The following is a 23,407-nucleotide window of genomic DNA, read 5'->3' on the forward strand; positions in this document are numbered from 1 at the left end:
CGCTAACTCTTGTTCGCAGAATTGGGACGGCGGCGGCCAAGCGAAACGACCCTGTCCTTGGCCTCCAGCAGCTTGGTCACTTTCGCGCCCAGCGAGAGCAGCGTCGCAAGCCTTTCTGTTTCAAGTTGTTTTACGTCTTCATACCAGTGCGTCAGCTGCTCGATGAGCGTGTGCATCTCGCTCATGCGTTCCTGCGCGTGGCGCTCGGCCTCGCTTGCCGGGCGCTGCATGAGGATTTCGCGCAGCATCGAAAGCGTGGGGTCGACCTCGCGCTTCTTGCGCTCCTCGGCAAGCGTTCTGAGGATCAGCCAGACATCGTCTGGCGTCGTGAAGAAGTCGCGCCGGTCATCCGGCTTGTGCCGCAGAAGCACCAGGTTCCAGGCCTGCAACTCGCGAAGGCTCATGGAAACGTTCGAGCGCGATATGCCAAGCGCATCGACGATCTCCTCGGCGCAGAGCGGCGAGGGCGATACGAAAAGAAGAGCGTAGATCTGGCCGACCGTGCGGTTGATGCCCCAGCGGGACCCCATTTCGCCGAAATGCAGGACGAAGGACTGAACGAGAGGCGGAAGGTTCATTATCGTTTCCGTTACGTCTGTGATTTCAGAAATTTCTGAAATCACTATACAGACTTTCGCGTTGACGCGGCAATTGCCCGGCTTGACCTGCGTCAATTTGGATAGGTGTTTCGGCAGTCTGTCTCTTCATAGACCGACGCCGCGTGCCTGGAATTGACTTAAGTCAAATCTCGCAAACAAAAACGCCCGGCGGGTCCGTCGGGCGTTGCGGTTGCAGGGGCGCGGGTCTCAGATGGGGCCGCTCAGGATGCTGGCGCCGGCACCGGCAGCAAGACCGGCTGGGGCGGTCAGGAGTGCGGCAAGCCCAGGCATGCCGCTCTTCAAGACTGGTTTCATTGTGGAATTCCCTCCGTTTTTTCTGGTGCCGCGGCTGCGGGCCCGTCAGTCACGGTTAAAAATCGCGCCACCGTGCCAGTGCGGCGAAATTTCACCGTCGACGAAAAGGGTAGGAATATATAGGAGTTTCAAGCGTTTGCATCATGGGCATATGCCCGGTTGAATGGCGTCTTCACAAGCGCCGTTCAACCGGATTATCAATCGTATTGCGGAGGCGAAAGCTGATGCGTCTCGAGGAGGAGCCTATGACGAATATCGAAAGACCGCTGGCGATCAGCGCGCCGGAACCGCGCACGCTCGATCTGATCTTCAGCGACAAGGCGCGTGCCGAACTCAATGCGAGATACGACATTGTCGAGGCCGATCCTGAAAATATTGCCGGCCTCGGCGACGCTGTTCTCGGCAGCGCGCGCTATATCATCGGTCAGCCGCCGCCTTCGGCGGAAACGCTCGACCGCATGCGGCAACTTCGCGCGATCCTCAATGTGGAGAGCAACCTCCTCAACAACATGCCCTACGAGATCCTCTTCCAGCGCGGCATTCATGTGGTGACGACCGGGCAGGTTTTTGCCGAGCCGGTGGCAGAGATCGGACTGGGCTTCGCACTCAGCCTTGCCCGCGGCATCGTCGATGCCGACGTGGCTTTCCGCGAGGGCCGCGAGCTCTGGGGTGGCGAGGGCAACGCAAGTGCCCGGCTGATAGCGGGTTCCGAGATCGGCATTATCGGTTTCGGTGATCTCGGCAAGGCGCTGCGGCGGGTTCTGTCGGGGTTCCGTGCCAGGATCAGGGTTTTCGATCCCTGGATGCCGCGCTCGATCCTGGAGGAAAACGGTGTGGAGGCCGCGAGCCTCAACGAGGTCTTGGGACAGAGCGATTTCGTCTTCGTCGTTGCCTCCGTCACCAGCGAGAACAGAGGCTTCCTCGGCGCGGACGCGTTCGCCAGCATGCGCAAGGGGGCGGCCTTCATCCTGCTGAGCCGCGCCGATGTCGTGGATTTCGATGCCCTGATGACCGCCGTCGCGTCAGGCCATATCGTCGCGGCAAGCGATGTCTACCCGCAGGAACCGCTGCCCTCGGACCACCCGGTGCGCAGCCTCAAGGGTTTCATCCGTTCGGCCCATCGCGCCGGCGCTCTCGATGTCGCCTTCAAGAAAATGGGCGACATGGTGCTTGAGGATATGGATCTGATGGACCGCGGCCTGCCGCCGATGCGCTGCAAGCGGGCGGAGCGCGAAACGGTGTCCCGCATGCGCTCCAAACCCGTTTCAGTCAATTAAGCGGCGCGCTGGCCGGTGCCCTGGATGGCGGCAAGCTTCCAGTCGGCGCCGGGCCTGCGCACGAAAGTCCAGATCTCCGTGCTTTCGCTCGGGCGACGGTCGTCGCCGGAGACGAGGCGGCCGCTGCTGCGCTCGACCATCGCGTCGATCGAGGAATAGCGCATTGCAAGCGTTGCGTATTCCTGCCCGTTCTCACGCCAGGCTTCGGCAATATCACCCTGCAGCAGCTTGACGTCGGAAACCTGGTTGCGCACGCCGTTGGTGGCGTTCTCGCCGAGTTCTTCGGCAAGATAGGACATGGCTTCCGGCGTCGTCAGGCGGCGCAGCGCGCCGTAATCTTCCGCGCCGTAGGCGGTCTGAACCTTGGTCAGCAATTCCTCGAACTGGTCGAGGTCGGCCTGGGCAAGGCCGATCTCGTCGCTCGGGCGTGCATTGCGCTGCTGGCTGCCGGAGCCCGAACCGATTGCCGGAATGTGGAAAGACGAACCGCCACTGGCCGGCGACATGTTGTAGGATTGCGCTCCGCCATAGCTTTGCGTACCCGTCCCGTAGGACGGCTGGCGCCGATTGGCGAAGAAGCGCATGGCGAGCATGACCGCTCCGAAGATCAGCGCGATCTGCAGCAGCATGCCGAGGAAGCCGAAGCCGCCGCCGAAACCGTGGCCGAGCAGCATGCCGAGCAGACCGCCGGCAAGCAGGCCGCCGATCATCGAACGGCCGAAACCGCCGAAGAGGCCGGGACGCTGCTGGGCATAGCCGGGCTGCTGAGTGTTATAGGGCGCCGTCGTCTGCGGGCGCGGCGTCATCGAGCGTTCGATGGGGGCTGCCGGGGCAGGCGCAGTCTGCGTGACCGGAGGCGCGCTGAAGGTGCGCGTGCCGCGGCTTCCGAAACCGCCAAAGCCGCCGGCGCGGCGCGCATCGGCGTCCCCGATCGAAGCAAAGACGGTAGCGCTCGCAAGAACGGCGATTGCCGCGATCCTGGCAAAACGCGAAACAGCACTGGGCATTCTTTCATCTCCTATCATGCGCTGAACGGCATGTTCGCAGATAATATAGGTATTCTTTCTGCCCTGTGAAGTTGTGCGCCGTTACTGGCAGACATCGACCCATTCGGCCCCGGTGATTTCCGCCAGCCTTTCGGTCGGAATGCGCACCGCGGAATTGGTCGAGCCGGCAGCCGGAACGACCTCGTCGAACTGTTTCAGCGACAAGTCGCAATAGATCGGCAGCGGGGCCGGCAGGCCAAAGGGGCAGACCCCGCCGACCGGGTGGCTCGTCACCGCCAGCACCTCCTCGGCATCCAGCATGCGCCCCTTGCCGCCGAAGCTGTCCTTGAATTTCCTGTTATCGAGACGTGCCGTGCCGCTCGCCACGACCAGCATGGTGCGCTCGCCGACACGGAGGCAGATCGTCTTGGCGATCTGCGCGGGCTCCACGCCATGCGCTTCGGCGGCAAGCGCAACGGTGGAAGAACTGCCGGGTGTTTCGATGATGGTGATGTCGGGGGCATTGGCGGCGAAGAAGGCGCGGACGGATTCGAGGCTCATGAGACAGGATACTTCTGAATGGACAATCGATTTGACGCCGCCTGAGGCGGCGGCGCGGAACTCACGCGTTCGCCGCCCAACTTAATATTTAGATCCAAGAAAATTCAATCGCTTAGTTCGTCGGAAAAAACTTCTGGCCGCCGCGGAAGGCGATCTGGATTGCTCCTGGATTCTAACTCATGGATATTGCTTGAAAAATTGAAGACGCAGCGCCTTCGCCCATGGAGGATAGCCAGTGAGCAAGCCAAACTATCGGGATATCGCCCGCCTGGCAGGCGTGGGAACCGCAACCGTCGAGCGGGTCTTGAACGGTCGCGGCGGCGTTCGTCCCGCACTGGCCGAAAAGGTGATCATCGCCGCGCGCAGGCTCGATTATCCGCGCATACTTCCGGATACGCATCGCGGCCTGCTGCGCATCGAAGTGTTGATGGTCCGTCCCGAGACGACCTTCTACCAGCGGCTTTCCAAAGCGTTCGAACGGATTGCCGCAACCCTGGATCCGCTGGTCGTCGTCCACCGCAGCTTCACCGAAGAAATGAAGCCGGAGGAGATCGCCCGGCGCATCCTGTCGACGGATTTGCCACGCGCCGGTCTCATTCTTGCCGTGCCCAGCAGTCCGGTGATCCGGGCAGCCGTCGAAAAGGTGATCGCTCGAGGCTTGCCGGTCGTTCACGTCGTCACCCGCGCCTCGGATCGTTCAGGAGAGTTTGTCGGCATCGACAATTATGCGGCCGGGCGCACGGCTGCGCTGTTCATCAGCCGTATGGCGCGCCGGCAAGGGCCTGTCGTTGCGATCTGCCATCCGATCTATCAGGTGCATCGCGACCGTATTCGTGGATTTTCCGATTATTTTCTCGAGCATCCAGGCCCCGCCAGCTTCCAATGGCTGGGTTTCGGCCACGATGAGGAGCATATCAGCGCCGAACTCCTGCTCTCGGCTCTGAAAAACTATCCGGATCTCGCCGGCCTCTACAATGCCGGAGGCGCCAATTCCGCATTGATCGACGTGCTGCGGCGTCATGCCCACGATCGCGGTATCTTTTTCGTCGGCCACGAATTGACGGACTATACCCGCAAGGCTCTGCAGGACGGCGTCATGGATGTGGTGCTCGACCAGGCGCCGGAAGCACAGGCCAGGCGATCGCTCGATCTTGTCCTGCGCCGCATCGGTCTGACCGATATCGAGCCGGACCGCGCGCCCATTCGCTTCATCACCATCACCAAGGAAGCCGTTTGATCTGATTTGATCAAGAATGGTTTCGGCGCCACGATGCTCTCCTGCTAGTTTTGAAACATGGAGGAGAGACGGAGCGTGACGCCGGATCGAGCATGCCGGCGCTCTCTTTCAAAAGAACTTGTGCGGAGGGGAGGATAACCGCTTCGCCCGGAGGAGAGTGAAATGGACGACCTGAAATTCGGCACGCGCAACAAGCGCGGCGACTGGGCGCCGAACAGACCTGTCGAAACCGCGCCGCTATTTGCCTTTCCGCCACGGCTGACGGCCGTCCTGAAATGGCTGCCGCATTATTTCTTTCCGTGGAATGCGATTTTTGCCGCATCCGCCGTCGCCTATTGGGCCTGGGTCGTTCCGCCGATGGAGACGATGAGAACCCCAGGTTTCGGCTGGCTTGCCTGGCTCTATGCCGTCAACGCAATCTGCGTCCTGCTCTTCTACGGCGCCTTCGAAGTGCATCTCTACGTGCTGAAGCGGCAGGAGAACCGCTTTAAATATAACGGGAAATTCCCTGCCGAGCAGAAGAACAAGGCCTTCTGGTTCGAAAGCCAGAACGTCGACAATATATTGCGTACCTTCCTTTCGGGTGTGACGATCTGGACGGCAATCGAGGGCGGCATGTTGTGGGCCTATGCCAATGGCTATGCGCCGTGGCTGAGCTTTGCCGAACGTCCCTGGACGCTTGCGATCGTCGCGCTGATCGTGCCGCTCATTCACGAATTCCACTTCTTCTGCATTCACCGGCTCATCCACACGCCGTTCCTCTACAGGTGGGTGCATTCCGTCCACCACAACTCGGTCAACCCGTCGCCCTGGTCGTCGCTCTCGATGCATCCGGTCGAACATCTGCTCTATCTCGGAACCGCCTTCTATCACCTGGTCCTGCCGTCCAACCCGATCCTCATGCTCTATCAGCTTCACTATGCAGGCTTTGGCGCCATTCCCGGTCATGTCGGCTTCGACAAGATCGAGGTCGGCGAAGACAGGCTGGTGGATAGCCACGCCTACGCGCATTACCTGCATCACAAATATTTCGAGGTGAACTACGGCGATGCGCTGATCCCGCTCGATAAGTGGTTCGGAACCTGGCACGACGGCTCGCCCGAAGGGGAGGCCCGCATGCAGGCGCGCTACCGCCGCCGCAAGGAAAGGCTTGCGGCCCGCAAGGCCGGCCGGGAGATCAAGGAGGCGGCCGAATGAGCTGGATCACCGCCTGCAAACTCGACGATATCGAACAGGAGGGCGCCATTCGTTTCGACCACGGCAGCCGCACCTATGCCATCTACCGCGGTCCCGACGACAGCGTCTATTGCACCGCCGGCCTCTGTACCCATGAGGCGATCCACCTCGCCGAAGGTCTGGTCATGGATTTCGAAGTGGAATGTCCCAAACATTCCGGCGCCTTCGACTATCGCACCGGCGAAACCCTCAGACTTCCGGCCTGCGAGAATCTGAAGACCTATCCCGCCGAAGTCATCGACGGGGAAGTCCGCGTGGCTCTCGCCTGAGCCTGCACAAGCTGCGGGCCCTGGTGGCCTCCGGAATGCTTCGGGTGGCCCGGCACCCAATGGGAGGAAATCATGAAGTCATTCTGCGTGGCGGCCATCCTGGCCGCCCTGACGGCGAGTGCTGCCTCGGCCGAAACGATCGGCGTGTCGATGCAGAGCTTCGACAACAATTTCCAGACGCTGCTGCGTGAGGGCCTGAGTGCAAGAGCATCCAAGGCGGGGGGCGTTACGCTGCAGATCGAGGATGCTCAGACCGACGTCTCCAGGCAGCTCAATCAGGTGAATAATTTCATCGCCGCAGGTGTGGATGCCATCATCGTGACGCTTGCCGATACATCGGCCGCACCAGGTATCAGCGAGGCGGCGGAGAAGGCCGGCATTCCGCTCGTCTATCTCAACCTGCAGCCCGACAATATCGACAGATTGCCCGCCAAGCAGGCCTATGTCGGCTCGAAGGAAACCGACTCCGGACGGCTGGGGGCCGAAGCCGCCTGCGAAATCCTGAAGAGGAACGGAAAGGCCGGCGATGCGCAGGCCTATATCCTGATGGGTGATCTTGCGCATCAGGCTTCACGCGACCGCACCTCTTCCGTCAAGGAAACGCTTGCCGCAGGCGATTGCAAGGGTGTCACGATCGCCGACGAGCAATCGGCCGCCTGGACACGTACCAATGCCATGGACCTGACCACCAACTGGATTACCGCCGGCCGTCCGATCGATGCGATCTTTGCCAACAATGACGAAATGGCGATCGGCGCGATCCAGGCGCTGAAGGCGGCGGGTGTTTCGATGGACAGCGTCGTGGTCGTCGGTATCGACGCGACGCAGGACGGCCTGGCGGCTATGGCGAATGGCGATCTGGATGTCACCGTGTTCCAGAACGCAAGGGGACAGTCCGCAAGCGCACTGGATGCGGCGGTGGCCCTGGTCCGCGGTCATAGTGTCGACAAGCAGGTCATGGTGCCCTTCGAACTCGTGACGCCGGCCAATATGGCAGATTACGCCCACCAGAACTGATCCTCCCCCGGCCGGCGTCTCCTCCTCACGAGCGCCGGCCCCTTTTTCATGGAGAGTTTTATGAGCGGCATTGTCATCATCGGCGCCGGAGAATGCGGTACACGTGCGGCATTCGCCTTGCGGGAGGCCGGATATTCCGGAACGATAGTCCTGGTCGGCGCAGAACCGCATCTGCCATACGAACGACCGCCCTTGTCGAAGCCGATGGATGGCACGGTGCAGATGAAGCTGATCTGTACCGACGATGCGCTGGCCGCCGCCGGTATCGACTATCGCAGGGGAGTGTCGGCCGCGACGCTGGATGTCGACGCCGCTACCGTCATCTTGAGCGACGGTCGGCCCCTGACCTATGAGAAGCTGTTGCTGGCCACCGGTGCGCGCCCGAGGAAGCTTGCCTGTCCGGGCGCCGAGCGCACGCTCGACTTTCGCACTCATGCCGATGCCGAGACAATCTTCGCCAATGTCCGGGCAGGCGGAAGTGCCGCCATTATCGGCGCTGGTCTGATCGGTATGGAACTCGCGTCCGTCCTTCGCGGCAGGGATGTTGCGGTCAGCATCATTGAAGCTGCCCCCAAACCGCTGGGGCGTGCCGTTCCGCCGCGCTTTGCAGAGGGATTGCATGCCAGACACGTCTCTGAGGGCGTGAGCTTCCATCTGGATCGCGGTGTCGTCGCTATTGATGACGACGGCGTCCTTCTGCATGACGGCAGCAGGGTCCAGGCACAACTCGTCGTCAGCGCCATTGGTGTCGTGCCCGAGATCGCGCTGGCGCAGCAAGCCGGGCTGGCGACGGGCAATGGTATCCTGACGGATGCCTGTCTTCGCACCAGCGCAGCCGATATCTTCGCGGCAGGCGATTGCGCGGCTGTAAGCCAACCGGGCGGAGGCCATGTCCGCTTTGAAAGCTGGAGGAATGCAAGAGATCAGGCAGCGACTGCCGCGCGGAACATGCTCGGCGCGGCCGAGCCCTTCGCCGCCATTCCCTGGTTCTGGTCCGATCAATATGATCTCGGCCTGCAGGTGGTCGGGCTGCCGCAACCGTTCCATCGCAGTATCGTCCGTTCGTCCGGCGACAAGGAGATCGCGTTCTATCTGGAGGACGGGCGCCTTGTGGCGGCCGCCGGCCTTGGTGTGGGCAGCGCCGTGGCCAAGGATATCAAGCTTGCGGAAATGCTGGTTGCCGCCGGGGTCACTCCCGATCTTGCCGCTCTTGCCGATCCTGACGCAAACCTCAAGGTGCTGCTGAAGAGCGTGCGGGCGGCATGATGCAGAAGCTCCTGATATTTCAGTCGCTTTGGGCCATGGAGCGCCGACAGGCCGACGGATATGAGCGCAGCCTCGACGAGAATATCGCGATGATTTCGGAAGCTGGCTTCGATGGCGTCAGTGCCCACTATACGAACCGGGCCGACGTCGTGAGGCTCAACGACGCTCTCCGCGGTACTGGGTTGAAGATCGAAGGCATATGTTTTCCCCGCGGCATCGAAGATCTGCGGCTGCCCCTGGAGCTTGCCGCGGAATTTCCGGTCAGCCATATCGGCCTGCAGCCGGATATCCGTCTGCGCCGCGTCGAGGATTGTCTGCCGATCCTGGATGGCTGGATGCAGCTTGCCGATGATGCCGGCGTACCCGTCTTCATCGAAACCCATCGCGGCAGGATGACGACGGACCTCTTCTTCACCCTGGACCTGCTGGACCGACGGCCGGACCTGCCGCTGCTGGCCGATCTCTCGCATTTTACGGTCGCACGCGAGTTTGCCTGTCCTGCCGATCCCGTAACGGATGCCCTGATCCGTCGCATCCTGCACAATGCCCATGCCTTCCATGGCAGGGTCGCGTCGAGCGAACAGGTGCAAATCGAAATCTCGTTTCCGCACCATCGGCCCTGGGTCGATCTCTTCCTGCAATGGTGGGACTGCGGCATGCGCGACTGGCGCAGTCGCGCGACTTCGAATGCCGAACTGGTCTTCACCTGCGAACTTGGGCCGCAGCCCTACGCGATCACCGGGCGAGACGGCAACGACACGACCGATCGATGGGCCGAGGCACTATCGCTTCGGCAGATGCTCCGCGATCTCTGGGACGGGATATGACCGTCATGGCCGCCTCGGCTGCAAACCGGCAGGAGTGATCTCATTCTGACATTTAAATCACCCCTGCCTGGCAAGTTGCAGGCGGCTGGACCTACTCATCGGACAAAGCGAGATCACGGCGCAGCCACGAGGGGAAAGCGTCAATATTGTTCACCGCGCGACGACGTTTCCACCGGGCAACAATGGTTGCGACGAGGATCTGTCGAAAGCTGAAGCGTGAGCAAAGTTCGCTCATGGATGCCGCCAGGCTCTCGCCGGCGTATTGATTGTTCATGATCGTCTGCGGCCAGGATCCTGAACCGCCCTTCTTTCAAGCTGAGACTGCGCAACGCGACGGCGCGGACGTTACGCGCCCGGACGCTGCGTGCGAAACGGGTGCCATCTTCGGATGGTGAAGCCTGAAAGGTCTCGGATCTAATCGAGAGGAAGGAGCTTCGAAAGCCTATGCCAAAGAGGCGTTGGATGAAGAAATATCTGTCATTGCACGCCTCCATTGTTGAAAACTCTGGCGCAATTATTAGCCGATTGCGAAAATGCAGGCAAGAGCGCGGATTTCTGGTTCTTCGACAAGTTCGATGGCCAAGCCGTGGTGCCGGACGTTGCGCCAGCAGCTTTGGATGTCGATTCCGACCGGCAGTTGGCACTGCATTTCCATCGGCAATTGACCGCGCCGCGAACATCGTCATAATAATTTTGCACACGTGCTCAATTTTGTCATTCGGTCGTTACGTTCGCCCCCTAGAGCGGGACACGCCACGTTTTCGTGGGGCTTTCGAAACGGCCGTCAACACCAGTGATGACCCGTCAAGAGGCCTCACACTGCTCTTCTGGGGAGATGAAGAAAATGACTCTTTTGCCGACACTGAAGTCCCTTACCGTCGCAGCCGCCATCCTGGCTTCGACCTCTGTTTTTGCGCTTGCCAAGGACGTCCACATCAGCGTCTGGGCCGGCGGTACCGGTCCGAACGACGTCTATCGCCTCGATGCCATCGACATCGCTGCCCGTCAGCTCGAGCGCGAAGCGGCGCTGAAGGGCGAAGATTTGAAGATCATCGTTGAAAAGACCCCTTACTCGGGCTGGGACGATTTCAAGCAGGCGCTCACGCTTGCTGCCGAAGCCAAGAAGGCTCCGAACATCGTCGTCAGCGGCCATGAAGATATCGCTCCGTGGTCGCAGGCCGGCCTCATCGTTCCGGTCGAAGATTATGTCGACCTCGACTCCTGGCCGCTCAACGACATCTACGAAAACCTGATGCAGATCGCCTCCTACAATGGCTCGGTCTACGGCATCCCGCAGGACGCGGAATCCCGCCCGATGCTGTTCTGGAAGCCGCACATGAAGGCGATCGGCTACAGCGATGCTGATCTCGACGCCCTGCCGCAGAGCGTCAAGGACGGCAAGTACACGATGAAGAACCTGCTCGAAGACGCCAAGAAGATGCAGGACAAGGGCCTCGTGCAGCCCGGCTACGGCTTTTATCCGCGCGCCAGCAACGGTCCGGATTACTGGCAGTTCTACACGTCCTTCGGCGGTGTGATGGAAGAAAACGGCAAGCTCGTTTTCGACAAGGCTGCGATGAAGCGCACCTATCAGTTCTTCGCCGATGCCGTCGCTTCGGGCGTTACCAAGAAGAACCACATCGGCATGCCGGGCGACCAGTGGTGGAAGGAAATCTCCAGCGGCAAGGCCGGCATCTGGGACGCCGGCACCTGGCATTATGCCCGCATGGTCAACCAGGAGGGCCTGAAGGACTTCTTCGGCAACATCGTCTTCACGCTGATCCCGGCCGGGGAAGGCGGCAAGGCCAACACGCTGACGCATCCGCTCGTCTATCTGCTGACGGCCGGCCACAGCGATGAAGATACGCAGGTCGCCGCCCAGCTGATCACGATCGCTTCCGAGCCGCGCATCAATGCGCTGCATGCGGTCAAGTCGGCTCACCTTGGTGTCTCCAAGTCCGAAGCAGCCGTCGATTTCTACGCCGCCGACCGCTGGACGCGCGAAGCCACCGAGCGCCTGCTGCCCTACGCCAATGCGATGCCGAACAATTCCGATTTCGGCACCTATTGGAACATCATGTGGAAGAACCTTGAAGCATCCTGGACCGGCGCCAAGGCGGTCGATGCTGCTGTCAACGATGCCGAGAGCGAGCTGAAGAGCACGCTCGGCGACAAGATCGTCATCCGCTAAGATCGACGCACCCTGCCGGGAGGCGGCCCCTATGCCGCCTCCCGGTCCGTCGTCCAAGAGGGGACTTCCATGAAATCGTCCAGAACGCTCGGGCTGGTGATGATTGCGCCCGCGGCGATCATGATCATCCTGTTCTTCCTTCTGCCGGTCGTTCTGACGGCCGTCTTCTCGATGACGAACATGACGACCGCCACCGGCATTTCCGGCGGCGTCTATCAGGTCGCGCCGAATTCGCTGATTACGCTCGAATCCTCCATGCCCGATATTGCCGATCAGCTCGGCGAGCCGCGCTACACGATCGACGAAGACGGCCTGAAAGCCGTCGAGGCCCTCAATCTTTCCTCCGGCATCGTCTCGGAACTGCGCGAAAAGCATCTGAAAGAGGTTTTTCCGTCGCGCCGTGAAATCGAGCGCATGATCAAGGACCTGAAGGACCGTCCCTCGACGCGCGAGGTCAAGCAGATCTCCGACCAGTTCAACCGCTCGGTCGTCAACGCACGCTTCGACAGCAAGGAGCAGCTCTTTTCCGCGCTCGATACGCTTGGCTTCAAGCTCACGCAGGAGCAGAAGGAGGCCGTCGCAACGGCGACCTATACCGGCTGGGTCTGGACATCGGACAATTTCTCGCGCATGGCCTCTTCGCCGGATATGGCCCGCGTTCTCCTCAATACCGTGCTTTATGTCGCGCTGGTGCTGATGATCTTCAATGTCAGTTATGCGTTGCTGCTTGCCATCTGGACACATTACATGCCGGCGGCACCCGCTTCCTTCTTCCGCGGCGTCTGGCTGCTGCCGCGCATCACGCCCGTCGTCATCTACGTGATGCTGTGGAAATGGCTTGCCTGGGACACCGGCTTCATTTCCACGCTGATGGGCAAGTTCGGCTACCCGCCGAAAAATTACCTTCTCGATAACGCCTACAACGCCTGGGTCTTCGTCGTGATGATCAACGGCTTCATCGGTGCCTCGATGGGAATGCTGGTGTTCTCCTCGGCAATGAAGGCCATTCCGAAGAGCCAGTTCTATGCGAGCGAGGTCGATGGCGCGTCGCGCTGGCAGCAGATCCGCTACATCATCCTGCCGCAGATGCGCTGGCCGATCCTTTTCGTCACCTGCTACCAGACACTTTCGCTGCTTGCTTCCTTCAACGAAACCCTGCTTTCGACCAACGGCGGCCCCGGAAAGGCAACGGAGATCTGGGCGCTCGCCGCCTATCATACGGCGCTCAACAACTACGCCGGCAATCTCGAATATGGGCTGGGTGCCGCCATGGCCCTCGTGCTGGTGGTCATCGGCGTGACACTGTCGCTGATCTATCTGCGCATTTTCAACTACGGCACGCTTGTTTCCAAGCCGCTGATCGAGGACTGACCATGGCCGAAAAAGCGCAACCTTCCGCGAATTTCAGCAGCTGGCCGGTCGTTGCCGCGCTGATGGTCGTCAGCCTGCCGCTGCTTCTGATGTACGCTTACTTCTTCCTCGACACGGTGACGGTGAAGGAAGCCGGCTCACTCATCCCTTCCGGCTTCACCCTCCAGCCATGGCGCTTCCTGTGGCAGACAACGGAAGGCAAGCCGAATATCTGGGTCGTTACGATCAATACCTTGGTCTTTGCCGCCTGCACGACGAGCGTCGTCGTCATCGTCTCGTCGATGGCCGGTTATGTGCTGTCGCGGCTCAACGTGCCGGCGCGCGGCTTTTTCCTGGCCGGCGTCATGGTGCTGCACGCGTTTCCGTCGGTGACGCTGATCATCGCCATCTTCATCGTGCTGCAGATGATCGGCCTCTATAATTCGCTGATCGGCGTGATCCTGGTGAAGGCGGCCATCGACCTGCCGCTCGGCATCTGGCTGATGAAGGGCTTTTACGACACGGTGCCGTGGGAAATCGAGATGGCCGGCGTCGTCGACGGTGCCTCGCGCTTTCGCGTCTGGCGCAGCCTCGTGCTGCCGCAGGTCGGGCCGGGCATCATGGCGCTCGCGCTCTTCTCGTTCCTGTCCGGCTGGGGCGAATATATCCTGCCGCAGGTGCTGGCGCCCGGCAATCAGGTGCAGGTGCTCTCGGTCTATCTCGCCGGCTTCCTTGGCGACGACAACAACTATGATTTCAATATGTTCAAGGCGGTCGGCGTGTTCTACGTCATCCCGGTCATGATCGTCTACGCACTCTTCCACAAATATCTCATGAACATCTATGGCGGCGGGAGCAAAGGCTGATGCGCATCCTCCTCGACAATTTTTCGAAGAGCTTCGGTTCCACCAAGGTCATCGAGAACATGAAGCTCGAAGTCGGCAGCGGCGAAATGCTGGCGCTGCTCGGCCCCTCCGGTTGCGGCAAGTCGACGACGCTGTTTGCCATCTGCGGCATCCATCGCCCGACGGGCGGGCGCATTCTCTTCGGCGATCGCGACGTGACCGACCTGCCGAGCCAGATGCGCAATGTCGGCGTCGTCTTCCAGTCCTACGCGCTTTATCCGCACATGACGGTTGCGGAAAACATCGGCTTTCCGCTGAAGGTGAAGGGCGTCGGTGCAACCGAGATCCGCAAGGAGGTCGAGCGTATTTCCGGCCTTGTGCAGATCGGCAACCTGATGGAGCGCCGGCCGGCACAGCTTTCGGGCGGCCAGCAGCAGCGCGTGGCGCTTGCTCGGGCGCTCATTCGCAAGCCGGATGTGCTGCTGCTCGACGAGCCGCTCGCCAATCTCGACGCCAAGCTTCGTCTCGAAATGCGATCGGAAATCCGCCGCATCCAGCGCGAGACCGGTATCACTGCTGTTCTCGTGACCCACGATCAGGTGGAGGCGATGAGCATGTGCGACCGCATTGCCATTATGAAGGAAGGCGAGATCGTGCAGGTCGCCACGCCGGCGGAAATGTACAACGACCCGCGCACCTCCTTCGTCGCCGGCTTCCTCGGCAATCCGCCGATCACTTTTTTGCGCGGCGTGATGAAGGACGGCGCCTTTGCGATGCCGGAAAGCGAAATCCGCGTGCCGGTCTCGGTCAAGGCTGCGGAAGGCACCAGGCTCACGCTCGGCGTGCGCCCCGAACATTTCAACCCGGCCGGCGATATCACTGTTTGCGGCAAGGTCACGTTCGCCGAAACGCAGGGCCGAGAGAACCTTTACGACGTGCAGCTCGCCGGTGGGTCGCTGCTGCGCTCCATCCAGCCGGTTCGCAACGACATCACCGTCGGCGATGAGGTGAAGTGGGCAATCGACAGCAAGGGTGTGTTCGTCTTCGACGAGGAAGGCCGGAGGCTTTGAGCGATGCGTGATTTCTCATCCTTCTTCGAACGTTACGGCTGGCCTTCCGACAAGGGAAGCCTGCCGTTCTGCATCGGCCATCGCGGCGCCAGCGGCCATGAGCGCGAAAACACGCTGGAAGCCTTCCAGCGCGCGGCCGAACTCGGTGCGGAAATGTGGGAGCTCGATACGCAACTGACCAGAGATGGCGTGGTCGTCGTTTCCCATGACGATCATCTCGAACGCGTCTTCGGCGTCAACAGGCGCATTTCCGAGATGACGGCAGCCGAGCTTGCTGCCCTCGACGGCGTGAACGTTCCCACGTTCGAGGCGGTTGCAGCCCTCGGGCGGCGCACCAATACCGGTCTCTACATCGAACTCAAGGCGCCGGGCACCGGGCTTCTGTGCTGGAAGCATCTTGCCGAGAAAAACCAACGCTTTGCCTGCCTCGGCTCCTTCGATACCGCGCAGGTGCGCGAACTTCGCGAGGCGGGCTGCGACTACCCGCTCTCCGTCCTGATCCGTGTCGGCCACGATCCGCATGCGGCAGGCGACGAAGCCGGCGCCGACATCCTGCACCTTTGCTGGGAGCGGGCCGGCGAACGGCCGCAGGATCTGGTCAGCCAGGCGCTGATGCAGCGGGCCTTTGGCGAAGGGCGTGAGATCGTGCTGTGGCACGAGGAGCGGCCGGCCATTCTTTCCGACATCATGAAGCTTCCGGTGCTCGGCATCTGTACGGACCTGCCCGATCTGATGCGCCCGGCCGCCAGGGACGAGAGACATGGCAGATAGGGATAACAAGGGACCGAGAAAGGTCACGTCCTTCGACGTGGCGCGCGTGGCGGGCGTTTCGCGCGCGGCCGTGTCTCGTGCCTTCACGCCCGATGCCAGCGTCTCGCCGAAGACGCGCGAAAAGGTCTATCAGGCGGCCAAGGAGCTCGGCTACCGGGTGAACTATCTGGCCCGCAGCCTCACCAACAAGCGCTCCGACCTCGTCGGGCTTGTCGCGGCCGGCCTCGATAACCCGTTCCGCACGTTGCAGATCGAGAACCTGGCACGGGTGCTGATTGCCCGCAATTTCCGCCCCATTCTGCTGCCGACCTCGAAGGAGGCGGACACCTCGACCGTCATCGGCCAGCTCCTGCACTATGCCGTCTCCGGCGTCATCGTCACATCGGATGCGCCGCCGACGGAGATCTGCGAGCAGTGTGCTGCCGAAGGTGTGCCGATCGTGCTGATCAACAAGGGCGACGATATTCCCTTTGTCGACCGCATCATTTCCGACGATCGCATGGCGGGTCACCTTGCCGCCACGCATCTGATCGAAAGCGGCGTGACGGCGCCGGCGGTCATGGCAGCGCCCTCCATTTCCTACACGGCAAGGCGGCGCAGCGAGGCCTTCATGGCGGCCTGTCGTCAGTTCGGCCTCGAACCGCGGATGATCGAGGTAAGGGTCAACGACTACCGGAACGGCTATGACGCAGCCGCCGGTCTTGCCACGCTCGACATCGACGGTCTGTTTTGCGCCAACGACTACATGGCTTGCGGCGTGATCGACCGCATCATGAAAGGGCTTGGCCGTGAGGATCAGCCGCCGCTGCGCGTCATCGGCCATGACGACATCCCCCAGGCCAGCTGGGCGGCCTACGACCTTACGACCATCCGCCAGCCTTGCGATTTGCAGGCCGAGCAGACGGTCGATCTGCTGATGACCAGGATGGCCGAACCGGATATGACGGCCCGCGTCGAATTTACCCCCGTGACGCTGATTAGAAGAAGGACTGCCTGATGAATTCCGCATTTGATGCCTCTGCTCTGACCGCGCGGACGGAGGTCGCAATCGACGTGGCCCGCAAGGTAGGACGCGAGGCCGCGCGCTTCAGGCGCGAAGGAAAGCCGGGAGCGCTGAACGTCGAGAACAAGGGATTGCAGGATTTCGTCACCGTCGCAGACAGGCGGGCGGAGCAGACGATCCGCGAGGGGCTGCTGGCGCGCTTTCCCGAAGATACATTCATGGGCGAGGAAACCGGCGGACAGTCCGGTTCGGCCGGTACCTGGGTCGTCGATCCCATCGACGGCACGACCAACTATATCCGCGGATTCCGCCATTGGGGCGTTTCCATCGCCTTTGTTGTCGATGGCAAGGTGGAGGTCGGCGTGGTCTATGATGCGGCCAATGATCAGGTCTTTTCCGCGATCCGCGGCCAAGGCGCCTTCAAGGAAGGTGAGCCGATCCATGCGGCCCTGACGACCGATCCCGCCAACGCGATCGTCGTCCTCGGCCATTCGCGCAAGACGAGCTTTGACGACTATGCGGCGCTTTCCAAGCGGCTTTATGAGCGCGGTATGGATTATCGCCGCATGGGGGCAGCGGCAGTCGATCTCGTGCGCGTGGCGGAAGGCGTCTCCGACCTCTTTTACGAACGGCATCTCAATGCCTGGGACATGCTTGCCGGGGCGCTGATTGCCTCGGAGGCCGGTGCGAAGGTCGCCATTCCACCGGTCGACACGCTGCTGGAGGATGGCGGCCCTGTCATTGCCCATTCACCCGGCCTGGCGGAAGAATTCGCTTTTCTCGTCGAGTTCGAAGGCCTGGCGGGCTAATCAGCCCGCCATTCGCCTCAGCCACGCGCGCTCGGTCGCAGGCGCTTCGTCCGTCGTGATCTGATCGGGCTTCAGCGCCATCAGCGCCGAGAAATTCGCCCATTCGGTATCGTTGAAGCCGCCATCGGGATCCTTCAGCGTGAAGGTCCAGGCATCGACCCGCTTGCCCTCGCTGTGGCAGAGCGCGATCATATCGAGGCCGGCCTTTGCGGCATCGAGCAGCATCGGCCAGTAAAGGTAGATTGTTTCCGGCTCCGTCGGGCCGTGAAGATCGGCGAGCAATTCCTTTTCGACTGCATTCCAGCCTCCTGCCTTGCAGATATTGCCCAGCTTGTCGCTCGGGTCGATACCGCGGCGCAGATGCGGCAGCTTTTCCTTGACGGCCAGGATCAACTCCTGACTTCCGGCGCTGACGATGACGGAGGCGGAAATCCGTTGCAGGTGTTCAGCAAGATGGGCGATCCCCTTTTCGCCGATCGCTTCGTAATCGTCCTTCATGTCGAACTGCAGCAACGCGTCCGGATGGGCCGATTGCAGCATGGCGGCCAGATCCTCGCTGGTGAGAAGCGGACGATCGCCGTCCTTCATGCGCAGATCGCGCAGTTCCGCCAGGCTCTTTTGAGCAATGATGCCGTGCCCGGACGTCTCGCCTTCCAGATCCTTGTCATGCAGCACGACGAAGCCGCCATCGGCGCGCACACGCAGGTCGAGTTCCATCGATGCGCCGGCTTTGAAGCCTTCCGCCATCACCTCCGCCGAAAACAGCGGATCGGCCCTGCGCCGGCGCAGCCGGTGCCATTTCAGCAAGGTCGTATGGTTCTCGAACATTATCTGAAGTCCGCGCGCATCGCTCATTCCGTCGTCCTCGATCTCTTCCTGTCGATCTCTTCGTGCATCGGAAAGGTTCGATTCTCAAGGGCGAGCGTCGGACTGGCCCTGATCTCCCGCGGCGGCTTCTCCTTGACCGTGCAATGCCTTTTTAGGAGCCGGTCCTCCGGTAGTATCTGAACGCGGCACGCTGGCGTAAATTAGAATAGTAATTTTGTAGACAATATTTCCTGACCCGGAAATCCGTGCGAAGATCATGGCCCGGTTTTCCAGGAGGTGACGTATGTTTGCGGCATTCAGAACTTTCTTTGCGAAGCTTCTCCGAAGCCGTGGCCAGCCGCTGTTCGAAACTGCCGACGGCGCGCCGAAAGAGGATTCCGAAAGCCGTTTGCGCAGCCTGCGCGAGGAGGAATTGTTCTTCTGGCAGCCGGTGCCGAACTCCTGGTACTGAGCAGTTAGCTGCTGTAGATCCTCACGACAGCTTCCGACGCGGCGCCGATATTCGCAGGCAGGCCGGCCCGGCCAAGCGCGGCGCCGTAGGCCGCGACATTTGCGAGCACGCTCTGGAAGTTTGCCCGCGGCCCCGTGTGGTTGAGACGCACAAGGTGAGACGAGCCCGTCCCGACACCGGGCGACAGGTCGATGCCCAGTGCCGCCGCAAAACCGGTTATGGAGCTGGCCTCAATTCCTGACGGCGGGGAAACTGCCGTCACGAGGTTCGATGCGTGTTCGCCCGGCACCCAAAGGCTGGCGCCCAGCGCGGCAAGGCCGGCCCGGCTTGCCGAGGCGGCTCGCTCATGACGGGCGACGATCTGCCCGAGACCCTCCGCCTCGACCCGGTCGAGGGCAGCTTCCAGCGCAAAGAATTCAAGCGGCGCCGGTGTCCCCGGCAGCGCGCCGCCGGCATCCGCCCAGGCCTTCAGGTCGGCCAGCGACAGGATGGAATCATGCGGCGCCTCGTCGTGGAGGATGAGTTCCCAGGCCCGCCGGCTGACCGACAGAGCAGAAATGCCTGCCGGCCCGCCAAGCGCCTTCTGCGGACCGATGACGGCGATGTCGATGTCCAGCGCATCGACATCGAGCGCGTGGCCGCCGACGGAAGCGACGGCATCGACTATCGTCAGGATGCCCCGTGCCGCTGCGAGAGCGACGATCTGAGGCAGTGGATTGAGGATTCCGCTTGCCGATTCCGCGTGGACGAGCACCAGCACGCTGACTGCAGGGTTGGCGTCCAGCGCAACGGCGATTGCCCCGGCCTCGATGGGTCGGCCGGGCTGGGCGACGAGATCAATGACGTCGGCCCCGCCGCGCCGCAGCCATTGCCCGAACCAGCTGCCATAGGGGCTGGTGACGACGTTCAGCGCGGAAAGGCCCGGTCTGGCAAGGCTGGTCGCAACGGCCTCGAGCGCCACCACGGCCTCGGCCTGCACCAGCAGAACGTCGTTATCCGTCTTCAGGATCGCACCGATGCGGCGGGCGAGAGCGGCGTAACGTTCGGCCGGATAGACCGGCGCACCATAGAGCGGGTTCCAGGCGACTTCGGTCATGGGAAGCTCCTTCAGACGGATTCGGTTACAAGACGCGGCACGGCCGCGACGAGCCGGCGCGCCGCATCGGATTGCGGCGCATTGACGACATCTGCCGCCGGCCCTTCCTCGACGATACGGCCGGCATCCATGACCGCGATGCGGTGCGAGATTGCGCGCACGACCGCGAGGTCGTGGGATATGAAGAGATAGGCGAGGCCGCGCTCGCGCTGCAACTCGACCAGCAATTCCAGAATGCGGCCGCGAACGGTCACGTCGAGCGCCGAGACGGCTTCGTCCAGCACCAGCAGTGACGGCCGCGTCGCAATGGCACGGGCAATGGCGACGCGCTGGCGTTGCCCGCCCGACAGCGTACGGACCGGGCGGGAGGCGAAGGCCGGGGGCAGGCCGACGCGCTCCAGCAGCGTGGCAATTTCCGCCGGCCGCCGGTCCCTGTCAGCAATGGCGTGAATCCGCAACGGGTTGTCGAGAACCGAGGCGACCGATGCCAGCGGATTGAAGGCGCCGAGCGGATCCTGAAAGACCATTTGCATACGCGCACGGCTGCGCCGGAGTGCGGCTCCGCGAAGTGCACGCCAATCTTGTCCTGCAAAGCGGATGGAGCCGGAATCGGGTTCCAGCAGGCGCAGAAGCACGCGTGACAACGTCGATTTTCCGCTGCCCGAGGCGCCGACCAATCCCAAGGTTTCACCGGAACCTATCGCCAAGGAGACATTGTCGAGGGCGGCGATCTGCCGGCCGGCGCTGGAATAGGCCTTTGTAAGCGCATCGACGCTCAGAAGCACGGTCACGGCGCCACCTTCGCAATCAGCGGCGGTGTGGAGAGATCGCGATGGCTGGAGATCAGCGCCGCGGTATAGGCGTCGGCTGGCGAGGATAGCACCGACCGAACGGGACCGGCCTCCAGCAGTTCTCCGGCGCGGAAGACGGCAACACGATCGACGAAGCCGGAGGCGAGCGCGATATCATGGGTAATGAAGAGCAGCGTCATGCCTTCTTCGCGCACCAGCCCGTTGAGAAGTTTGACGATCTCCGCCTGGACCACGACATCGAGCGCGCTGGTTGCCTCATCGGCGATCAGCAGGGCGGGTTTGGCTGCAATCGCCGCCGCGATCGCCACGCGCTGCCGCTGGCCGCCCGAGAGTTGGTGCGGGAAGGCGCGCATGGCGTTCGTCGGCTGCGGCAGGCGTACCCGTTCCAGAAGCTCTTCGGCGTGGGCGAGGGCCTGCCGCCAGTTCAGGCCGAGATGCTGTCGGGCGCTCTCGGCGATCTGCTCGCCGATCGTCAGCACCGGATTGAGACTGGTGCCGGGATCCTGAAGAACAAGACCGAAATCGCGGCCGGGCAGCGGAGCGTGGCCGAGCGCTGGCCAGCTGATGCTGCCCTCGACCCTGGCCCTGTCCGGCAGAAGGCCGGCGAGCGTCCGTCCGAGTGTCGTCTTGCCGGACCCGCTTTCGCCGATGATTGCCAGCCTCTCGCCTTCAATGAGGTCCAGATTGACGGAATTCAGCGCCGCTTCCTGTCCATAGCGGACGGAAAGTCCTCTCACGCTGCAGAAGGGAACAGCCGTCATGGGCCTTCGCCTCCGTCGAGTGCCCGGGTCAGGCCCTCGCTGAAAAGATGAACACCAAGCACCGTGATTGCCAATGCCATCCCCGGCAGCACGGAAAGATAGGCGGCCGAGCGCAGCACGCTTCGGCCCTCCGCGATCATCGATCCCCAGGTGGCGAGGTTGGGATTGCCGAGACCGAGGAAGGAAAGCGCCGCTTCCGTGAGGATCGCGCCGGCAACGATCGTCGCCGACAGCGCCAGGACCGGCGGAAGGGCGTTTGGAAGGATTTCCCTGAAGGCGATCTCGGCCGGATGCATGCCGATCACGCGCGCGGCGGCCACATAGTCCCGTTCGCGGATGGACAGCACCTGCGCCCGCGTCAACCGCGCCGGATCGGCCCAGGTCCCGAGCGCGATAGCGAAGACGACAACCGGTGTTGACACGCCGACGGTGCTGACGAAGGCAAGGGCCAGCAGAAAGCCCGGAACGATCTGGAAAGCATCGACGACACGCATCAGTGCTTCGTCGATAATACCGCCGGCAAAGCCGGCGGCCATGCCGACAAGAAGCCCGAGAACCATGGCGGAAAGAGCTGCGGCAATACCGACGACCAGCGAGGTCCGCGCACCATGGAGCAGGCCGGCAAGCACATCGCGCCCCAGCCTGTCAGTACCGAGCGGCAGGTGCGCATCGGCGAAGGGCGTGAGCATCGCCCGGCCGGCAATCCGCAGGGGGTCTCCTGGCGACAGGACTGGCGCCAGCAGGCCGGCGGCCAGGAGAGCTAGAAGGATGGCAAGCCCGATCGCGCCTTCCGGAGTTTGCAGGAGACGGCGCAGCAGGCTCATCCGCGGCTCTCCGACGCGCCGATGCGCGGATCGAGGGCGGCATATACGAGATCAACGATGAAATTGACGCAGATGACGAGAACGGCACTGGTGAGGATGATGCCCATCAGGAGCGGCGCATCGCGGCCGTTGACCGCCTCCTGCGCCAGCCTGCCGAAGCCCGGAATGGCAAAGACGCTCTCGATCACCACGCTGCCGCCAAGCATGGCAGCGGACTGCAGGCCGAGCATGGTGACGAGGGGCAAGAGGGCATTGCGCGCCACATGGCGCAGGACGATGCGGCCGCGCGACAAACCCTTCGCCCTGGCAAACAGCACGAAATCGAGTTTCCAGGCCTCCGCCATGCCGGAGCGCATGACGCGCAGAAACAGTGCCAGATAGATGAGGGCGAGCGCTCCGACCGGCAGGGCCAGATGCTGTGCGATATCGAGCGCACGCGAAAAGCCCGTCTTGCCGGAGGCGATGGTCTCGATGCCGGCAATCGGCAGCCAGCGCAGCTTGACGGAAAAGAGGATGCTGAGCACCAGTCCCAGCCAGAAGCTCGGTATGGCGTAGACGATCAGCGAACCGATCGAGAGAAAACGGTCACGAAAGCTGCCGGGCTTCGCACCCGCCAGAATGCCGAGCGTTGAACCGAGGCCGAAGGAAAGTGCTGTTGCGCTTCCCATCAGGAGCAGCGTGTTCGGCAGCCGTTCGGCAATCAGATCCCGCACCGGGCGGTTGAAAGCCACCGACCAGCCGAGATCGAGCCGGGCAAGCGAGGAAAGATAGAGCCAGAGGCGGGCAAGGACGGATTGGTCGAGGCCGTAACTCTCCCGCAGCGACTTGATGAGTGCGGCATCGCCGCCGCCGATCGACCCGAGATAGGCATCGACCGCATCACCGGAGGCAGACTCCAGCAGGAAGAAACTGAAGATCACGACGATCATCAGCACCGGAATGCTGCTGATGATCCTGCGTCTCAGGAGGATGAGTGCACGTTTCACGCCGGACGAGGCCTCTGAGG

At 62.2% G+C, this 23,407-nt stretch carries 26 protein-coding genes; 16 read left to right on the plus strand and 10 right to left on the minus strand.

Annotated elements, in window-relative coordinates; translation table 11 throughout:
• Positions 1–2: 2 nt before the first annotated feature.
• Positions 3–578, minus strand: a complete 576-nt coding sequence (locus ACU8HS_RS26580) for a GbsR/MarR family transcriptional regulator (protein WP_112756057.1) — start codon at positions 576–578, stop codon at positions 3–5.
• Positions 579–1,159: 581 nt separating this feature from the next.
• Between ACU8HS_RS26580 and ACU8HS_RS26585 the strand changes: the two genes are divergently transcribed.
• Positions 1,160–2,191 carry a hydroxyacid dehydrogenase gene (locus tag ACU8HS_RS26585; protein WP_447016057.1) on the plus strand — a complete coding sequence of 344 codons (1,032 nt, stop codon included), beginning with the start codon at positions 1,160–1,162 and terminating at the stop codon, positions 2,189–2,191.
• On the opposite strand, the gene ACU8HS_RS26590 is transcribed toward ACU8HS_RS26585, so the two are convergent.
• On the minus strand, positions 2,188–3,198 hold the full coding sequence (locus tag ACU8HS_RS26590) for a Tim44 domain-containing protein (RefSeq protein ID WP_447016058.1): 1,011 nt from the start codon (positions 3,196–3,198) through the stop codon (positions 2,188–2,190). The genes ACU8HS_RS26585 and ACU8HS_RS26590 overlap by 4 nt on opposite strands.
• 81 nt (positions 3,199–3,279) lie before the next feature.
• The gene (locus ACU8HS_RS26595) at positions 3,280–3,738 is read right to left on the minus strand and encodes a YbaK/EbsC family protein (protein WP_112572476.1); all 459 of its coding nucleotides are present in this window, start codon (positions 3,736–3,738) and stop codon (positions 3,280–3,282) included.
• Between the two features lie 235 nt (positions 3,739–3,973).
• Between ACU8HS_RS26595 and ACU8HS_RS26600 the strand changes: the two genes are divergently transcribed.
• The 6 genes from ACU8HS_RS26600 (at position 3,974) to ACU8HS_RS26625 (ending at position 9,590) form a co-directional block, all read left to right on the plus strand.
• Positions 3,974–4,975: a LacI family DNA-binding transcriptional regulator gene (locus tag ACU8HS_RS26600; RefSeq protein ID WP_112704438.1), complete on the plus strand. Its 1,002-nt coding sequence runs from the start codon at positions 3,974–3,976 to the stop codon at positions 4,973–4,975.
• Positions 4,976–5,137: 162 nt separating this feature from the next.
• A complete protein-coding gene (locus ACU8HS_RS26605; RefSeq protein WP_447016059.1) occupies positions 5,138–6,172 on the plus strand; it encodes a sterol desaturase family protein in 1,035 nt (344 codons plus the stop codon).
• Positions 6,169–6,480 (plus strand): MocE family 2Fe-2S type ferredoxin, encoded by a 312-nt coding sequence (locus ACU8HS_RS26610; RefSeq protein WP_447016060.1) that lies wholly within the window; start codon positions 6,169–6,171, stop codon positions 6,478–6,480. The genes ACU8HS_RS26605 and ACU8HS_RS26610 overlap by 4 nt, the downstream gene beginning before the upstream one ends.
• A 72-nt stretch (positions 6,481–6,552) precedes the next feature.
• On the plus strand, positions 6,553–7,497 hold the full coding sequence (locus tag ACU8HS_RS26615) for a substrate-binding domain-containing protein (protein WP_112757635.1): 945 nt from the start codon (positions 6,553–6,555) through the stop codon (positions 7,495–7,497).
• Between the two features lie 60 nt (positions 7,498–7,557).
• Complete coding sequence (locus ACU8HS_RS26620; protein WP_447016061.1) at positions 7,558–8,763, plus strand: NAD(P)/FAD-dependent oxidoreductase; 1,206 nt, start codon at positions 7,558–7,560, stop codon at positions 8,761–8,763.
• Positions 8,760–9,590: a sugar phosphate isomerase/epimerase gene (locus tag ACU8HS_RS26625; RefSeq protein WP_162757982.1), complete on the plus strand. Its 831-nt coding sequence runs from the start codon at positions 8,760–8,762 to the stop codon at positions 9,588–9,590. The genes ACU8HS_RS26620 and ACU8HS_RS26625 overlap by 4 nt, the downstream gene beginning before the upstream one ends.
• 91 nt (positions 9,591–9,681) lie before the next feature.
• On the opposite strand, the gene ACU8HS_RS26630 is transcribed toward ACU8HS_RS26625, so the two are convergent.
• Positions 9,682–9,864 (minus strand): hypothetical protein, encoded by a 183-nt coding sequence (locus ACU8HS_RS26630; RefSeq protein ID WP_162757981.1) that lies wholly within the window; start codon positions 9,862–9,864, stop codon positions 9,682–9,684.
• 219 nt (positions 9,865–10,083) lie between these two features.
• On the opposite strand from ACU8HS_RS26630, the gene ACU8HS_RS26635 reads away from it, so the two are divergent.
• The 8 genes from ACU8HS_RS26635 to ACU8HS_RS26670 all read left to right on the plus strand — a co-directional run bounded on the left by ACU8HS_RS26635 (position 10,084) and on the right by ACU8HS_RS26670 (position 17,629).
• The gene (locus ACU8HS_RS26635; RefSeq protein WP_162757980.1) at positions 10,084–10,278 is read left to right on the plus strand and encodes a hypothetical protein; all 195 of its coding nucleotides are present in this window, start codon (positions 10,084–10,086) and stop codon (positions 10,276–10,278) included.
• Positions 10,279–10,434: 156 nt separating this feature from the next.
• Positions 10,435–11,781, plus strand: a complete 1,347-nt coding sequence (locus ACU8HS_RS26640) for an extracellular solute-binding protein (RefSeq protein WP_112572458.1) — start codon at positions 10,435–10,437, stop codon at positions 11,779–11,781.
• Between the two features lie 69 nt (positions 11,782–11,850).
• Positions 11,851–13,152 (plus strand): carbohydrate ABC transporter permease, encoded by a 1,302-nt coding sequence (locus ACU8HS_RS26645; protein ID WP_112572456.1) that lies wholly within the window; start codon positions 11,851–11,853, stop codon positions 13,150–13,152.
• A 2-nt stretch (positions 13,153–13,154) separates the two neighbouring features.
• Positions 13,155–13,997 (plus strand): carbohydrate ABC transporter permease, encoded by an 843-nt coding sequence (locus ACU8HS_RS26650; RefSeq protein WP_112756075.1) that lies wholly within the window; start codon positions 13,155–13,157, stop codon positions 13,995–13,997.
• A complete protein-coding gene (locus ACU8HS_RS26655) occupies positions 13,997–15,046 on the plus strand; it encodes an ABC transporter ATP-binding protein (protein WP_112572452.1) in 1,050 nt (349 codons plus the stop codon). The genes ACU8HS_RS26650 and ACU8HS_RS26655 overlap by 1 nt, the downstream gene beginning before the upstream one ends.
• Positions 15,047–15,049: 3 nt before the next feature.
• Complete coding sequence (locus tag ACU8HS_RS26660) at positions 15,050–15,817, plus strand: glycerophosphodiester phosphodiesterase (protein ID WP_447016062.1); 768 nt, start codon at positions 15,050–15,052, stop codon at positions 15,815–15,817.
• The gene (locus ACU8HS_RS26665) at positions 15,807–16,814 is read left to right on the plus strand and encodes a LacI family DNA-binding transcriptional regulator (protein ID WP_112572448.1); all 1,008 of its coding nucleotides are present in this window, start codon (positions 15,807–15,809) and stop codon (positions 16,812–16,814) included. The genes ACU8HS_RS26660 and ACU8HS_RS26665 overlap by 11 nt, the downstream gene beginning before the upstream one ends.
• On the plus strand, positions 16,814–17,629 hold the full coding sequence (locus ACU8HS_RS26670) for an inositol monophosphatase family protein (RefSeq protein ID WP_447016063.1): 816 nt from the start codon (positions 16,814–16,816) through the stop codon (positions 17,627–17,629). Before ACU8HS_RS26665 ends, ACU8HS_RS26670 begins: the two co-directional genes overlap by 1 nt.
• On the opposite strand, the gene ACU8HS_RS26675 is transcribed toward ACU8HS_RS26670, so the two are convergent.
• Positions 17,630–18,484: a glycerophosphodiester phosphodiesterase gene (locus ACU8HS_RS26675; protein ID WP_447016064.1), complete on the minus strand. Its 855-nt coding sequence runs from the start codon at positions 18,482–18,484 to the stop codon at positions 17,630–17,632. It abuts the gene before it with no gap.
• 256 nt (positions 18,485–18,740) lie between these two features.
• Here ACU8HS_RS26675 and ACU8HS_RS26680 point away from each other — a divergent pair, with 256 nt between their 5' ends.
• A complete protein-coding gene (locus tag ACU8HS_RS26680; protein WP_162702933.1) occupies positions 18,741–18,908 on the plus strand; it encodes a hypothetical protein in 168 nt (55 codons plus the stop codon).
• A gap of 4 nt (positions 18,909–18,912) precedes the next feature.
• Here the strand turns inward: ACU8HS_RS26680 and ACU8HS_RS26685 are convergent, their stop codons facing one another.
• From ACU8HS_RS26685 to ACU8HS_RS26705, 5 genes are read right to left on the minus strand one after another with little or no spacing between them, the layout of a single operon-like run.
• Complete coding sequence (locus ACU8HS_RS26685; protein WP_447016065.1) at positions 18,913–20,004, minus strand: pyridoxal-phosphate-dependent aminotransferase family protein; 1,092 nt, start codon at positions 20,002–20,004, stop codon at positions 18,913–18,915.
• A gap of 11 nt (positions 20,005–20,015) precedes the next feature.
• Positions 20,016–20,795, minus strand: a complete 780-nt coding sequence (locus ACU8HS_RS26690) for an ABC transporter ATP-binding protein (protein WP_447016066.1) — start codon at positions 20,793–20,795, stop codon at positions 20,016–20,018.
• On the minus strand, positions 20,792–21,577 hold the full coding sequence (locus tag ACU8HS_RS26695; protein WP_447016067.1) for an ABC transporter ATP-binding protein: 786 nt from the start codon (positions 21,575–21,577) through the stop codon (positions 20,792–20,794). The genes ACU8HS_RS26690 and ACU8HS_RS26695 overlap by 4 nt, the downstream gene beginning before the upstream one ends.
• On the minus strand, positions 21,574–22,401 hold the full coding sequence (locus ACU8HS_RS26700) for an ABC transporter permease (RefSeq protein ID WP_112572438.1): 828 nt from the start codon (positions 22,399–22,401) through the stop codon (positions 21,574–21,576). Before ACU8HS_RS26700 ends, ACU8HS_RS26695 begins: the two co-directional genes overlap by 4 nt.
• Entirely contained in the window at positions 22,398–23,387 is a 990-nt protein-coding gene (locus tag ACU8HS_RS26705) for an ABC transporter permease (RefSeq protein ID WP_447016068.1), read from the minus strand. Before ACU8HS_RS26705 ends, ACU8HS_RS26700 begins: the two co-directional genes overlap by 4 nt.
• Positions 23,388–23,407: the final 20 nt, after the last annotated feature.

This window comes from Rhizobium sp. KDH_Rht_773_N, assembly GCF_052946295.1.

Coding starts and splice junctions, on each gene's coding strand:
- ACU8HS_RS26675 (WP_447016064.1), bottom strand. CDS start 18,484: ATGAGCGATGCGCGCGGACTTCAGATAATGTTCGAGAACCATACGACC.
- ACU8HS_RS26590 (WP_447016058.1), bottom strand. CDS start 3,198: ATGCCCAGTGCTGTTTCGCGTTTTGCCAGGATCGCGGCAATCGCCGTT.
- ACU8HS_RS26615 (WP_112757635.1), top strand. CDS start 6,553: ATGAAGTCATTCTGCGTGGCGGCCATCCTGGCCGCCCTGACGGCGAGT.
- ACU8HS_RS26610 (WP_447016060.1), top strand. CDS start 6,169: ATGAGCTGGATCACCGCCTGCAAACTCGACGATATCGAACAGGAGGGC.
- ACU8HS_RS26670 (WP_447016063.1), top strand. CDS start 16,814: ATGAATTCCGCATTTGATGCCTCTGCTCTGACCGCGCGGACGGAGGTC.
- ACU8HS_RS26595 (WP_112572476.1), bottom strand. CDS start 3,738: ATGAGCCTCGAATCCGTCCGCGCCTTCTTCGCCGCCAATGCCCCCGAC.
- ACU8HS_RS26655 (WP_112572452.1), top strand. CDS start 13,997: ATGCGCATCCTCCTCGACAATTTTTCGAAGAGCTTCGGTTCCACCAAG.
- ACU8HS_RS26665 (WP_112572448.1), top strand. CDS start 15,807: ATGGCAGATAGGGATAACAAGGGACCGAGAAAGGTCACGTCCTTCGAC.
- ACU8HS_RS26650 (WP_112756075.1), top strand. CDS start 13,155: ATGGCCGAAAAAGCGCAACCTTCCGCGAATTTCAGCAGCTGGCCGGTC.
- ACU8HS_RS26630 (WP_162757981.1), bottom strand. CDS start 9,864: ATGAACAATCAATACGCCGGCGAGAGCCTGGCGGCATCCATGAGCGAA.
- ACU8HS_RS26695 (WP_447016067.1), bottom strand. CDS start 21,577: ATGACGGCTGTTCCCTTCTGCAGCGTGAGAGGACTTTCCGTCCGCTAT.
- ACU8HS_RS26640 (WP_112572458.1), top strand. CDS start 10,435: ATGACTCTTTTGCCGACACTGAAGTCCCTTACCGTCGCAGCCGCCATC.
- ACU8HS_RS26645 (WP_112572456.1), top strand. CDS start 11,851: ATGAAATCGTCCAGAACGCTCGGGCTGGTGATGATTGCGCCCGCGGCG.
- ACU8HS_RS26605 (WP_447016059.1), top strand. CDS start 5,138: ATGGACGACCTGAAATTCGGCACGCGCAACAAGCGCGGCGACTGGGCG.
- ACU8HS_RS26700 (WP_112572438.1), bottom strand. CDS start 22,401: ATGAGCCTGCTGCGCCGTCTCCTGCAAACTCCGGAAGGCGCGATCGGG.
- ACU8HS_RS26680 (WP_162702933.1), top strand. CDS start 18,741: ATGTTTGCGGCATTCAGAACTTTCTTTGCGAAGCTTCTCCGAAGCCGT.
- ACU8HS_RS26625 (WP_162757982.1), top strand. CDS start 8,760: ATGATGCAGAAGCTCCTGATATTTCAGTCGCTTTGGGCCATGGAGCGC.
- ACU8HS_RS26685 (WP_447016065.1), bottom strand. CDS start 20,004: ATGACCGAAGTCGCCTGGAACCCGCTCTATGGTGCGCCGGTCTATCCG.
- ACU8HS_RS26580 (WP_112756057.1), bottom strand. CDS start 578: ATGAACCTTCCGCCTCTCGTTCAGTCCTTCGTCCTGCATTTCGGCGAA.
- ACU8HS_RS26620 (WP_447016061.1), top strand. CDS start 7,558: ATGAGCGGCATTGTCATCATCGGCGCCGGAGAATGCGGTACACGTGCG.
- ACU8HS_RS26585 (WP_447016057.1), top strand. CDS start 1,160: ATGACGAATATCGAAAGACCGCTGGCGATCAGCGCGCCGGAACCGCGC.
- ACU8HS_RS26660 (WP_447016062.1), top strand. CDS start 15,050: ATGCGTGATTTCTCATCCTTCTTCGAACGTTACGGCTGGCCTTCCGAC.